At 41.4% G+C, this 12895-nt stretch carries 11 protein-coding genes; 5 read left to right on the top strand and 6 right to left on the bottom strand.

Translation table 11 applies throughout. The features are described 5' to 3' along the window. Positions 1-37 precede the first annotated feature (37 nt). Complete coding sequence (locus NWP21_RS15760) at positions 38-475, top strand: hypothetical protein (protein WP_280793385.1); 438 nt, start codon at positions 38-40, stop codon at positions 473-475. 184 nt (positions 476-659) lie between these two features. Further along, a complete protein-coding gene (locus NWP21_RS15755; RefSeq protein ID WP_280793397.1) occupies positions 660-1829 on the top strand; it encodes a DNA cytosine methyltransferase in 1170 nt (389 codons plus the stop codon). A gap of 271 nt (positions 1830-2100) precedes the next feature. On the opposite strand, the gene NWP21_RS15750 is transcribed toward NWP21_RS15755, so the two are convergent. Next, positions 2101-3048: a DUF1517 domain-containing protein gene (locus NWP21_RS15750; RefSeq protein WP_280793384.1), complete on the bottom strand. Its 948-nt coding sequence runs from the start codon at positions 3046-3048 to the stop codon at positions 2101-2103. A gap of 1643 nt (positions 3049-4691) precedes the next feature. On the opposite strand from NWP21_RS15750, the gene NWP21_RS15745 reads away from it, so the two are divergent. After that, positions 4692-5924 carry a glycosyltransferase family 4 protein gene (locus NWP21_RS15745; protein WP_280793383.1) on the top strand — a complete coding sequence of 411 codons (1233 nt, stop codon included), beginning with the start codon at positions 4692-4694 and terminating at the stop codon, positions 5922-5924. On the opposite strand, the gene thiS is transcribed toward NWP21_RS15745, so the two are convergent. From thiS to NWP21_RS15730, 3 genes are all read right to left on the bottom strand, one after another. Beyond that, positions 5921-6133, bottom strand: coding sequence for a sulfur carrier protein ThiS (thiS, locus tag NWP21_RS15740; protein ID WP_280793381.1), 213 nt, complete (start codon positions 6131-6133; stop codon positions 5921-5923). The genes NWP21_RS15745 and thiS overlap by 4 nt on opposite strands. Before the next feature lie 25 nt (positions 6134-6158). Then, on the bottom strand, positions 6159-7265 hold the full coding sequence (locus NWP21_RS15735; protein ID WP_280793380.1) for a thiamine phosphate synthase: 1107 nt from the start codon (positions 7263-7265) through the stop codon (positions 6159-6161). Between the two features lie 248 nt (positions 7266-7513). Continuing rightward, the gene (locus NWP21_RS15730) at positions 7514-7786 is read right to left on the bottom strand and encodes a hypothetical protein (RefSeq protein WP_280793379.1); all 273 of its coding nucleotides are present in this window, start codon (positions 7784-7786) and stop codon (positions 7514-7516) included. Between the two features lie 3 nt (positions 7787-7789). Here NWP21_RS15730 and NWP21_RS15725 point away from each other — a divergent pair, with 3 nt between their 5' ends. Next, entirely contained in the window at positions 7790-7957 is a 168-nt protein-coding gene (locus NWP21_RS15725; protein ID WP_280793378.1) for a hypothetical protein, read from the top strand. A gap of 198 nt (positions 7958-8155) precedes the next feature. Further along, positions 8156-9739, top strand: a complete 1584-nt coding sequence (locus NWP21_RS15720; protein WP_280793377.1) for a DUF1565 domain-containing protein — start codon at positions 8156-8158, stop codon at positions 9737-9739. A 142-nt stretch (positions 9740-9881) separates the two neighbouring features. On the opposite strand, the gene NWP21_RS15715 is transcribed toward NWP21_RS15720, so the two are convergent. Both NWP21_RS15715 and NWP21_RS15710 read right to left on the bottom strand, forming a co-directional pair. Then, positions 9882-10574 carry a hypothetical protein gene (locus tag NWP21_RS15715; RefSeq protein WP_280793376.1) on the bottom strand — a complete coding sequence of 231 codons (693 nt, stop codon included), beginning with the start codon at positions 10572-10574 and terminating at the stop codon, positions 9882-9884. A gap of 149 nt (positions 10575-10723) precedes the next feature. Continuing rightward, complete coding sequence (locus NWP21_RS15710; protein WP_280793375.1) at positions 10724-12799, bottom strand: S-layer homology domain-containing protein; 2076 nt, start codon at positions 12797-12799, stop codon at positions 10724-10726. Positions 12800-12895: the final 96 nt, after the last annotated feature.

Below are 12895 nucleotides of genomic sequence, written 5' to 3'. Positions count from 1 at the left end.
TATAATTAGCATTGCATTGATATTCAGGAGCAATAAAATGGGATTAACTGAACAGCTGTTAACTGCCAACAAAAAGGCTATGCTTGTAGATGATTGCTGCCAAATGATTGATCAGCAGCTAGCTTCTAAATCAGGTATCAGTGGTATAGCCTTGAAAACTGCCTTCACCGCCTTAAAAGGAGTGAACCCCGGATACATCCCTTATATTGTCGAGCAGCTGCTACCACAATTCCTGACAGCCCTTGACCCTCTCTGGACTGAGGGTATAGCTAAGGGTGATCCCGCATCTCACCTCATCGCCAGTCGTTCTGAAACAGCAGACGCTATGCTCAGTATTACCGATGCTAGAATCCAGCATACTAAGCGGCAAATAGTTAAAGGAACCTATGAAAAATTCCGGAGTTCCGCCAAAAAACACGTAGAAGAAGCAGTTCCAGACTTAGCTAATATAGTAGATAAACATACTAAAATTTAAGGACAATCCAGTATGTGAATGAAATTCATTTACATACTGGTGAACCTTGGGATTTACCCACCACAGTGGATAATTTCCGCCCCCGATGGCGGTATCCTCGGCTCATACAAAAGTTAGAAATATTTTAGCCACAAGTAGTATAATTGTACTGCAAGAATATTTACTCTGTGTGGTAGTCCTTCTCATGATACAGGATCAAGGGATTTCTATTTCCCTATTTACAGGTGCATTTGGTCTGGATTTAGGTATGGAAGCAGCCGGATTTCATACAGTGACTGTAGTAGAAAAAGACCATGATGCTGCAAAAACAATTCTTCTTAACAGACCTGATCTTAAAGAAAGTGCTGTTCCTAGGGAAATAGAAAAAGTCAGTTCCCAAAGACTACTTGAGGAAGGAGGAAGATTTTTAAAATTAGGTCGTGCTTTACAAGTGGGAGAAGTAGATTTAGTAACAGGTGGTCCACCCTGTCAGCCATTTAGTACCGCCGGAAAAAGAGGTTCAGTGATGGACCCTCGCGGTAGTTTATTTATGGAATTTATTCGTATTGTTAAAGAAGTTCAACCCCGTTTTTTCTTGATGGAAAATGTCAGAGGGTTACTTTCAGCACCTATTCGTCACAGACCAATTAATGAACGGGGTAAAAATCATCCCCCTTTAGCAGATGATGAAATGCCAGGATCTGCATTAAGGGTGGTACTATCAGAAATGAAAGAACTAGGATATAAGGTAGTTTATAATCTCTTAGAAGCAGCAGATTATGGCGTTCCACAAAATAGAGAGCGTGTAGTATTTATTGGTTCTAGAGATGGTGAGACTGCTACATTTCCTCTTCCCAAATATTGCCAAGGTGGTCAACATCTACCTAAATGGCGGACTCTAAGAGATGCTTTAACAGGTTTAGTTGATAGAGAGTCAGAGTTTATAAGTTATTCAGAAAATCGCTTAAAATATTTAAGATTATTAGAAGCAGGACAAAACTGGAGACATTTACCAGAGGAATTAAAAAAAGAGGCCATGGGGGGTGCTTATGATTCGGGAGGTGGAAAAGTCGGTTTTTATAGAAGATTATCCTGGGATAAACCTTCTCCGACAATAACCACAAGTCCACATCAAAAAGCTACTGATATGTGTCATCCCGTAGAGTTGCGTTCTTTAACTGTACGCGAGTCGGCAAAAATTCAAACTTTTCCCGATGATTGGATCTTCTCTGGTTCGATAAGTTCTAAATATAAACAAATTGGTAATGCAGTTCCGGTATTGCTTGCAAAAGAAATTGGTACTTATCTTTTTAGTTTAATCCAGGGAAATAAACTCAAAGCTAAAGAAATATCTGAACAACTATCGCTATTTTAGCTAGAGAATTTTAACTGTCTTTTTTTTGTGGCTTTATACAAGTCTTAAACTCTGAACTTTTAAGAAGTATAAAGCATTTTGGTGTATCTAATGAAGTACACACCAATTTATTACTTATTACTTATTACTTATTCCCTGTTCCCTGTTCCCTAAAACTAAAAAACTGTTTACCTCACGAGCATGGGAAATGCTATATCAGCCCTAAAAATCAAGCCGGTAGATAAAATGACTGTATCTACCGGCTCAATGGAATGATTGGCGAAGAAGACCTTTAGACTAGGTTTAAATCAGGATACTCCGCCAAAATATCATCAGAAGTCAGGGTATCCCCTTCAGCTTGAGGAGTCCAAAGCACCTCAATAGCTAAAAGTTGATCACCTGGAATTCCACCAATTCGCCGCAAAACTTGACGCAAATCATCAGCACTGTTGACCTCTGGGATTTCCAACTTCCCTAATGTCGCCGCTAGTAGGGTAACAATTAGGTATTCCCCTGGTGCTTCACTGATTTGGTCAGCAGGGGGTAAAGCCTCTTTTTTCAAAGCTGCTTTCAGCTGGTTGTTAACGTTAGAGAGAGTTTCTTCACTAAACTTGCTGCGTTCGGCTAATGATAAACGGTTAAACTGACTTTCAGCCGCATTTAATTTAACTTGCTGCGTACCCCCACCTGCGTAGACCCAATATTCTGGATGACGCAGTAAGGCTAAACTGACTTCTTGCAATACTTCTGCTCTCCCTTCTGGGGAGTTAGTATCAGCAGATTCGGCTATCTGGTCAAGTTCGGTTTGCAAACCACGCGCTTGCGCTAATAAACCAACTTGTAACCGAGTTACAGAAACAGCAGGATTGCTGCTATATTCTACGTCTTCCCCTTCACCACCGCTCACACGGCGGAAGGTTTGCATCAAGAAATTCGCGATCGCCAAGAAAATTAAGATGGTAAATAGACCGCCAAACCCACCGCCGATTCCCCAAAAGGGAATCAAGAAGGGAAAGCCGAAACCACCACCGGGATAGTATCCTCCACCACCAGGAGGCGCATAAGTACGCGGTGTGTAGGTGCGGCTAGAAGGCGCTCTAAATGAGCCGCCACCGATGCGACCACCGCTGCGGGCTGCTAATGCATTATCACCATGGCTAAGTGCTAAAGTTAACACTAGGCTGAAAAGAAAGAAAACCTTTAACAAGGGTTTGATGGTTTGTTTTAGTTTGTTAGCCATAACACAGGCGCTTAGAAATTGTATTAGTTATGATTGCTTTCTAGGTTCTCAAAAATCTTTTACTTACTTGAACTAGTGAGTTGTTGATTGACACTAGCTCTTTTTAACATTCACTTTTTTGATATATATCTAATTTACCGCGTCCTATCCGGATTGGACAGTCAGCCCAGGAGGGATTTCTGTGGTAGATAACCGTACATGAAGGATACGGACAATTTATATGATGTCAGACCAGTCATAATCATCAGTAAGAGGATGTTTGGAAAGTATTAAACAGGTAATTTTTATATTAGGGAACACACCGAAGGGTTGGGAACGGCTGGGGAACACACAAAAAACAATAAAATCCAGTCCCCTACCCTTAAAAGGACAAGACTTGGTGGACAAGGTGGACAAGGTGACCACCGGAGAAAAACAGTACAAAGTCTGTATTCTTAGTAAGAAAAATAGCCCATTAAAAGACCATTGTCCGTATAAAATCTTCCTTGTCCACTTTCCTTCCTTGTCTTCGGTAGTCTTGCCTTCACAGATCATATTAAAAACCTACCCTTGTAAGGAAGGGGGTGGGGTCAAACAATAGTTGATACACTAATCATACCTTTTAAAACATCCTCTAAGGGTATGGCTACGCCACGCCAGATATGACAGATATACTCGCTATTAAGAATAGCTCGGTAATGTATCACTTTTACTTATATTACTATTAACTATGTAGCCCGCGGATTAACAACTTGAGCATCATCAGAAAAACAGGATAATTTTCCGGTAGTTTCGTAAAATTGATGATATATACTACCAGTAAATCATATTTGTTGGGCATTTTGGCATGACATAGAACTTTATTTAGGATATGCTATTAATAACGATAATATTGAATAGGTTTTTATTAGCATTTTTTTAGTCATGAAATCGGCTAATAATCACGATTTATGGGGAGTTGTTTGGCATTTAAATTATCAAATTGGTAAAATTTATGTAGCACTAAAATAATTTACAAAAACTTCACATAAATCTACCATGTTGAATGTTATAAAATATAGCTGAGAGATGTGTAATCTATTCCCTCAATCAAGGATAAAAAATTTAAATTTTCTATATCCTAAACAGAGGTAAATATCTATAGCATTTCCCATGCTCGTGAGGTAAAACTTTTTTTTAGTTTGAGGGAACAGGGAATAGGGAATTGGTGTGTACTTCATGAGCCTGAAAAAGGCTCTATACATAAATCAACTGTTACGGGATTAATTCAGAGTGCGAAAAAACCTGGTAAAAAAAGTACAAATCCCTGTTTTGTCAATGATAGCTATTAGCTAAAATAAAAAAATAGCCCATTTCTCGCTTAAATGATCACGAAGCTCTGCACTCACTAGTTAGTATATATAGCATCTATGAGGGGAATTTGAGGATTTAAGACGTTGTAAAAAGATGCTGTAAATGGCGAAATCACTCTAATTTCAGGTTTTAATTCCGTTATAAACTATTTTGTTTTCTATGTAGTTAACTTCTTGGCTTGAGCTACAACATAGTCAATACTTACCAAGTTAGTCAGTTCAATTACTAGAATTTAAATCCATATAAACATTGAAATAAATTCTAGTATTAAGGCTTACATATCTTTTAAATTCAACTGATCAAAAATTAGCATGGAACATATCTCACAACTCCGAACAAAAATTAGACAGGAAAGGGCAAATCATGATATATTAGTAATATCCCATCTATTTCTGCCAAAAAAAGCAGTGATTGGGGAATATCTCTATAATCGCTGTGTTCAAGACCCAGAAAGAGTAGTTGTTCTCACATCTGCTTGTTCTGGCGATCAAGTATTTGATGCGGCTCAAGAATTTCCTGTATATCGCTGGTTCAATTGTCGATACTGGTTGGGTAATTTTCTGGGAAGTCTATTACAACCTACTATCGATTTAGTATGCTCATTTGTGTTAGCCATAAAACTCTATTTTCGTTATCATTACCGTTATATTGAATGGGGTCACGGCTACGATTTTACAGCATTATTGCTATTGAGCTATATCCTACCCATACGCTTTTTTATGTATCTCCATGGTAGCGATATTCTTGAGAGTTTAAATAATCCCATATGGCGATCGCTCTTAAAATTGACCCTGAAACGCGCCGAGGGAATTGTTTGTAACAGTTACGTCACCCAAGATTATCTCCACAAAACTTTCCGCTTAACCACTCCCACCCATGTCATTCAACCTATAGTCAGACCAGAAAAATTTGGTATTGAAAAGAATCAAGCTAATTTTGATGATTTACGTCAACGGGTGCGGGAAGCGTACAATATTCCCGAAACAGCAATAGTAATTCTTTCGGTAGGAAGGTTAGTCAAGGAAAAAAGCTTTGATCGTGTGATTGAAAACTTACCACTGCTACTCACAATTGGACTTGATGTTTACTATATACTTTGCGGACAAGGGCCATGTGAACCCGCATTAAAAAAATTAGCCCAGCGCTTGCGAGTAGACAAGCGAGTACACTTGACCGGACATATACCCGATGACCAATTAGCTGGTTATTATGCAGCTTGTGATCTGTTTGCGATGCTCAGTTCCTTAGATCCCAAGGAATGTATACAGGGTTTTGGTATTGTTTACTTAGAAGCAAATTATTTCGGTAAGCCTGTGATTGCTTCTCGTTTAGGCTCGGTGATTGATATAGTTCGCCATGAGGAAAATGGGATTCTCGTGAATCCCAAATCTGGATACGAAGTTTTTCAGGCTTTCAAACGATTGTGTAACGACCAGCATTTACGTGAAAAACTCGGTCGCAAAGGTAAACAATTAGCCAGACGCAAAACCCTTTACCGTTCGCTGTACCTATCTGAACCTATCCCTAATGGTGTGTTGAATTAACCACCACCTACAATGGTGACTATTTCTAAGCGATCGCCTGGCTGCATTTGTGTTTCTGGCCAAAATTGACGGTGTAAAATTTCACCATTATATTCCACCGCTACTAAACGGGGATTAAAACCGAACTGTTGCAGTAAATCTGGTAACAGGGTTTGGGAGGAGCAACTACGGGTTTCGCCATTTACCCAGAGTGTAATCTGATTAGACATCTTAAAGTGCTGATTTATCAACTGGTTATGGTTGGATGTGATGAAGCTGGGAAATCAAATATTGTGTTACTAGGGTCGGCTGTTCCGCTTGGATGATAGCTCGTACCACCGCTACACGTTCCGCCCCCGCTGCGATCACATCGTTGATATTATTTGTATCTATACCCCCAATGGCAAACCAAGGAATTGAGCTATGTTGGGCGGCATAGGTAACATATTGTAAGCCTGCTGCTGGCTTATTTGCTTTCGTGGGGGTTTCATAAACTGGACCCACACCAATATAATCTGCACCTTCAGCAATTGCCTTTTGCATTTCTTCAGGATTGGTAGTAGAACGCCCTATTAAACGTTGGTGTCCTAGTAATTGTCTAGCCATGGCAATAGGCATATCTTGTTGTCCCAAATGTACACCATCTGCATCCACAGCCAAAGCTAGATCCACTCTGTCATTAACGATAAATAAAGCACCGTAGGAATGACATAATTCCCTTAATCTTGTCGCCCGTTCCACACGTATATAATCATCAGCAGTTTTCTCCCGGTATTGCACAAGGCTTAATCCAGCCTTGAGAGCAGCTTCCACCTGTGGGAGTAAATTTTCTGCGGGAGCAGTCACTAGATATAAGTGTGATCGCCACAGTAGTTGATGACGCTGGTAGCCCATTAAACTAGTTTCTAGAGTATAAACACGATAACGCATCTGCTTCAAAGCTCTCCCCATATCGGGACGGTAAAGCTTACCGTATTCTTCGAGCACCCGCATTGCTTCTTGGACACGACAAAAGTTTGCTTGTAATAGCGCCCCAATGGTAGATCGTTGTTCTTCCTGCGGATGGGTCAATTCCGTACCCGGATCACCGGGTGTATCTCGCGCCGCCCGCAGTTCCGCAGTATGCCAATGAGCCAATTCTTGACGCAGGTACTTGCATTCCCCAACTAATTGCGCGTTATTTAACCCAAAGCGACACCATTCTTCTATAATTCGCAATCCTTCCCGGGATCGGTCTAGATTAGCATCTAAAATCCGGTAAACAGCTGGCTGTATTTGCGCTTTTTGGCTGTTTGGCTCCACCATAAGAACAACCCTATTATTACTTGCATTAAGTGGGGTAATATCAAAACTTTGAGACATTTTGATCAAAAATTTCTAGTACGGTAATATCAAAAATAAGTACGAATTTAATATAATTTTATACATACATTAGTTGCTAGATAGATGAAACAGCAAAGATTTAAGAACGATATTATCATATATCTTAAACTGAACAAAAAGCATATATTCAGCAATTCACCTGCATAACACACAGAGAATTATTTATCAGCAGGTATAGTAACTTTTGTTGTGTAATTTATTTGGGCAAAGTCAATCAATCATTTGCATCAAGTCCAATCCCCAACAGCTATTGCACAGATCAATGTACCACAAGCAAATGCCCAAAAACAGCTTTCTCTCTCTTCTGGTAGTTCTTCCTTCAGAACATTGAGGACAATACCACCAGCTAAAAACGCAAATAAAACCGCAACAATAGCCTGATTAATTTCCGTACCTGAGCCCAGAAACCAACCCACAATTATCGCTATTGACAACAGCCAACGACCAATTTTGTCATAGATTCTTTTGTGATGTTGACGCAAACCATGATCGTTAACCACAAAATGCAGCGACTACGTGGTGTATATTTGAGAAATCTTAGTTTACCTGCAAATAAATGTGTGGCGGCTAAGACAATCGCCGAAATCAAAGTGTTCATGCTTACTTCTAGTATTGATTCTCACAATTACCAGGTTGATGACTGTGAGCGATCGCATAATACCAATGGTTGACATTCTTGATTCTCAGGGGATAAAAACTTTATTATAGGACTTAGACACCTGTCATAAAAAATTATATTTTTTGCTGGCATTCAGGGCGGCTCTTTACCAGATTGTGAGGATTGCACTTTCCCCCCCCAGTTAAGATATGATTCCATCTGCATAAGTCTTATATTATTAGCATTTATCGAAAGTGGATTTATCCCAATTATGTATTCTCAATATTCTCAAGCAAAGCTCCTGCAATTACAGCTAACTCGCAACCTTGATAAATCAAATTCTTCCCAGGAATTAGTCTGGTTTTTGGTTTCTTCCATCTTATCTTTCACCCTAGGCTTAGGAGTAATAACTATAACTGTACTGGGTGTCGGTTCCGGTAGAGTTTCGGCTCAAATACCTCAGACCTCCCAGGGTGAAAGCACAAGGACTGAAGTGAAAATGTTATTTGTCAACCCCCGTCTGGGAAATAACACTTCGGGTAATGGTACTCAGAGCGCTCCTTTCCAAACTATTACCCACGCCTTGCAAGTAGCGACTCCCAATACAATGATTATCCTCTTCCCCGGTAATTATACTGCTGAGACTGGGGAGGTTTTTCCCCTCAAGCTCAAACCGGGTGTTGTGATTCAAGGAGATAGTCCCAGCAAAGGACAGGGAATTACAATTAGAGGTGGTGGGACATTCCTTAGTCGCAGCTTTGGCGGTCAAAACGTCACTATCGTCGGTGCAGACAAGGCTGAGTTAAGTGGGGTAACGGTCACAAATCCCCAGCCCCGTGGTTATGGTTTGTGGGTTGAGTCCAGCAATCCTGTGATCACAAACAATACATTTACCCGCAATACTCAGGATGGGATCTCTATCAGTGGTAACAGTTCCCCTACAATTAGGCAGAATTACGTTCATCGTAATGGGGCGAATGGTATGACCATTGGCGGTAATTCCCAGGCGCAAGTGCGGGAAAATGTTTTTGAGGAAACAGGATTTGGCATCAATATTACTGACAATGCTGCGCCTATATTGGGCAGTAATCAAATTCAAAACAATCGCTATGGCATCATAGTACAAGGTAATGCTCGGCCGATTTTACGGCAGAATTTAATTCAAGGTAGTAGGGAAGATGGTTTAGTGGTTCTCACCCCTGCAATGCCAAACCTAGGTACTATGACTGAAGTAGGTGGAAACCAATTTCGCAATAATATGGGCTATGATATTAATGCAAGTGGGAGTAACCAGAGGATTCCTGCAGTTGGTAATAACCTGTTCCCAAATCGCATTATTGGTAACGTAGACTTTCAAGCTCGAACAGCACCCATAGGTCAAAACCCTCAGCGGCCTACCCTCGCCAATCCTCCCACCCAGACAATCCCTACCAATGAAGAAATTATCTTTTCTGCTCCCAGTCAGCCAAACCAAGCTAATCAATCACAGAGGAATTATCTCCAGATTGATCCTAATATTGTGGAATTTGTAGCCCCCCAGTCGCCACCTCCAGGTCAAGCACCTCCCTTTGGGGAATCACCTCTGTTACCAATTCCCAATCCCAGTACTCCTCCCACTCAGAGCATCGCATCTACTGAAGAGCCGCCGGGTTTACGCTACCGCGTTGTAGTTAATATCACAAATAATCAGGAACGAGATCTAGTGCTAAACTTAGTACCAGAAGCATTTCCTACTGTCCGGCAAGGTCGCAGAGTGATGCAAGTGGGAGTGTTTAGCGATCGCAATAATGCCGATGAAATCCTTAATGTCCTCAAAAGTTTGGGTTTAAGAACTATAATGGAACCATTAAAATGATTTGTGCGAAAGCATCACCTGTCTTGTGAAATACACTTACCTCACCCCCAAACAGTCCGGGTGAGGTGACCAGTCTTTGACTAAAAGCAGGTAAGAATTTTTATTAATAGTAAGTATAGAGTCATTCCTAAGCTATAGACGGTTATCTCTTTTCGTCCGACATCGCTTTTAGTTTTGATGTAAATGAATCAGAGTAATTGCCGGTTGCTGGAGTAAATTGTCCAATGGGTGGATGATTAGCAGATGATGCTATCAGCTTTGTCTGCTGGTGAGGTTTGGGTAATGGGGAATTTCTCTCATGATACCTTGGTAAGTTCAGCCTGGAATCACTACCAGACACAGCAAGGTTCACACCGGTAGATACTAATGTCCTGTTTTTCTCCTCTTCTTGTGAGTTGATCCCTTGTTGGGTGGTGGTGTGACTTTGCCTATAGCCATTTTTCAGATCATCTGGTAAGCAATTAGTTGTCACTGGTTTATCAGTAGATGCTGATCCATGGCGAATTGGTTTGTTAATAGCAGGTAGAACTGGTGTAGCCTGTTGAGTTAAGCTTTCGGGAAATTTGCTACAAATCAGGCGTTCAAATTCCATATTGAAATGATAAATCACCTGACCGCGGCGTTGCCAAAATAGTAATATTTGTTGCACTGAGATGGCTTTATAGCGACCTTGATATAGCGCCTCAATCACTGCCAAGTGCAGCCAGTTGAGTGGATATTGGGTTTGCCAACGGTTAATCAGCTCCCTGGCAGTATATCCACTGAGATCAAAACTGTAATGGGTTAATAGAGCGGCTGCCAATTCGGCAGAGATTTCTGACTCTGTGCTTAACATGGCGCTATTGGGTTCAGAATAGGGGTATAAATTGTCTAGCCATCCTTCATAGCCTATGGTGTTTTTTGGTATAGCATTCTTTCCCGAGAGTTTCCAGGCTGATCATCATACATTGTGTTTTTCATTTTACTTGTTCAACTCCTTACTCTCTAAACAATATAGGGTGAATTAATAGTTGAGGTTCGCTGGATTGCAACTAATGCCTGATAGACCATTGCGGCCACCTCCCCACGTGTTGCTTCCCTCTGGGGTACAAGTTGTTTGGGGTCAGGGTAGTTGACAACAATTCTATGCTGTGTGGCAGTCCTCACTGCTTGACGCGCATAATCGGGAATTGTATGATCATCAGTATAAGTGAGTAAAGTATTATCGTCAGCCCTTGGTAGAGTCAGTCCATTCACTAGGGAGACAATTACCTGTAACCTTTGCACATTTTGCCCGGGGCGGAAAGTGCCATCTCTAAATCCACTGACAAAGCCACCCCTAGCGGCAATTTGCAAGGCTTGATCAGCCCAAAAATCTGGCAATACGTCTGTAAACTCAGGTGCGGGGCGTTTGGGTGTGGGCTTAAAGGCAGTGGCTACTAAAGCGGCATATTGGGCACGGGTCATGGGTTTATCTGGCTGGTAGCTACCATCAGCAAAACCACTAGTTAAATTCATCCTGGCTAATCCCCGAATAAATGGTTCTGCCCAATGTCCCATGATGTCTGTAAAGCTGGGGAGATCAATATCGGGGCTGACAATATAGGGTGAAGGGATGGCCTTTTCCTGACCGCTGGCTACTAACCCTTGATAAATTAATGCTGCCACTTCGCCACGAGTTATATCTCGCATAGGTTCTAATTCTTCTGCTTGGGGATAGTTCACCACCAGCAATGCTTGGGTAGCCACTGCTACGGCATTAATGGCATAAGTAGGGATTTGAGCGCGATCGCGGTACAGGTTCAATACCTGGGGATGACCCCCTGTGAGTTTTAAACCACTAACTATAGATACTATAGCCTGTACTCTGGTCAAATTTTGTCCGCCTCTAAAGGTTCCATCAGGAAACCCACTAATAAAACCCATTTCGGCGCTTCGGTAAATCGCTGATGCTGCCCAAAAACTGGGATTTACATCCGTAAATTTACTATTAATATTTCTTGTTGGTAACTGGAAACTTTTGGCAATCATGGCTGCATACTGAGCGCGAGTCATGGCGCTATCCGGGGCAAAAGTACCATCGGGAAAGCCGCTAATGACACCCATCCTCGCCAATGCTTCCACAAAAGCTGCTGACCAATGTCCAACTAAGTCAGGAAAAATACTGCTGGCTGAGAGGCTTTGAGGATGCTCTTGGAGGACAGCTATAAAATCTACCCTACCCTTAACTTGGGTAGGATTTAATTTATTACCTGCTGAAACCAGTGTTTCTGGTGTGGTATTGTGTAAATCGAATTGACCGTTATACTCAAAAATATTCCCAGCTGGGTCTTGGTTATTGCCTAAATCAGGAATGGCGTTACCATTAACTAACATCCCCCCCTGGGTATTTTGTCTAATTCGATTGTGACGTAGTACAGGTCTAGCGTGGCGAGACAGGGCGATCGCTAGACGGTTATCTGATATGATGTTATTTGCTATTAATGGAGCGGCATAGTCACTGATGGCAATACCCAAGGGGTTTTGCTCAAAGACATTCCGCCGCACTTCACCCTTACTATGACGCGCCATCATCAAGCCACTAGCAGCATTTTGCCTAAAGACATTATCTACAATGGCCGGTTTAGCAGTATCAGTGACAAATATACCTTCCCTACCACAGTTACTTAAGGTATTGTTAGCCACATTTTTTGCTGACGATGAAATCCAGACCCCAGTCCCTTTAGACATAGGGTTAATCACAGTCACACCCAAGAGACTGGCATTATCTTGCAACAGTAATGTGATATTTTGTCTACCAAAACTAGAACTTTCATACTCACCACCCCCGGAAATCACAATCCCCACACCTTTTTTCGCTTCGTTACCTACTAATGTCACCCCCGCAGAAATAACTAGGGGAAACACCTCACCATTGGCAACACTATAAGTCCCAGATGTCAACTGAATAATTAGCGGTGTTTTGGTGGCCTTTAAAGCCCGGGTGAGAGTTCTAAAGGGACTAGACCGAGAACCAGGATTAGTATCATTCCCTTGGATAGGATTGACATAGAATTTGGTCACGAAAGTAGAGTTCACCATTGATAATTTCGATGCAATTGTTTAAGTTATGGTATTCCAGTCATGAATCATAACTTATACCAATTTTGGCGAAGATTGCACTTAAACGAATTTACA

Source organism: Anabaenopsis sp. FSS-46, assembly GCF_029891665.1.
In the GTDB taxonomy this organism is placed as follows: domain Bacteria; phylum Cyanobacteriota; class Cyanobacteriia; order Cyanobacteriales; family Nostocaceae; genus Anabaenopsis; species Anabaenopsis arnoldii.
Note: the sequence above shows the minus strand (reverse complement) of the source record. Positions and strands in the feature narration are given on the sequence as shown.

What these genes read in the sequence shown, in the direction of transcription:
- NWP21_RS15760 (WP_280793385.1), top strand. Translation starts at nt 38, where the DNA reads ATGGGATTAACTGAACAGCTGTTAACTGCCAACAAAAAGGCTATGCTT.
- NWP21_RS15755 (WP_280793397.1), top strand. Translation starts at nt 660, where the DNA reads ATGATACAGGATCAAGGGATTTCTATTTCCCTATTTACAGGTGCATTT.
- NWP21_RS15750 (WP_280793384.1), bottom strand. Translation starts at nt 3,048, where the DNA reads ATGGCTAACAAACTAAAACAAACCATCAAACCCTTGTTAAAGGTTTTC.
- NWP21_RS15745 (WP_280793383.1), top strand. Translation starts at nt 4,692, where the DNA reads ATGGAACATATCTCACAACTCCGAACAAAAATTAGACAGGAAAGGGCA.
- thiS (WP_280793381.1), bottom strand. Translation starts at nt 6,133, where the DNA reads ATGTCTAATCAGATTACACTCTGGGTAAATGGCGAAACCCGTAGTTGC.
- NWP21_RS15735 (WP_280793380.1), bottom strand. Translation starts at nt 7,265, where the DNA reads ATGTCTCAAAGTTTTGATATTACCCCACTTAATGCAAGTAATAATAGG.
- NWP21_RS15725 (WP_280793378.1), top strand. Translation starts at nt 7,790, where the DNA reads ATGCAGCGACTACGTGGTGTATATTTGAGAAATCTTAGTTTACCTGCA.
- NWP21_RS15720 (WP_280793377.1), top strand. Translation starts at nt 8,156, where the DNA reads ATGTATTCTCAATATTCTCAAGCAAAGCTCCTGCAATTACAGCTAACT.
- NWP21_RS15715 (WP_280793376.1), bottom strand. Translation starts at nt 10,574, where the DNA reads ATGTTAAGCACAGAGTCAGAAATCTCTGCCGAATTGGCAGCCGCTCTA.
- NWP21_RS15710 (WP_280793375.1), bottom strand. Translation starts at nt 12,799, where the DNA reads ATGGTGAACTCTACTTTCGTGACCAAATTCTATGTCAATCCTATCCAA.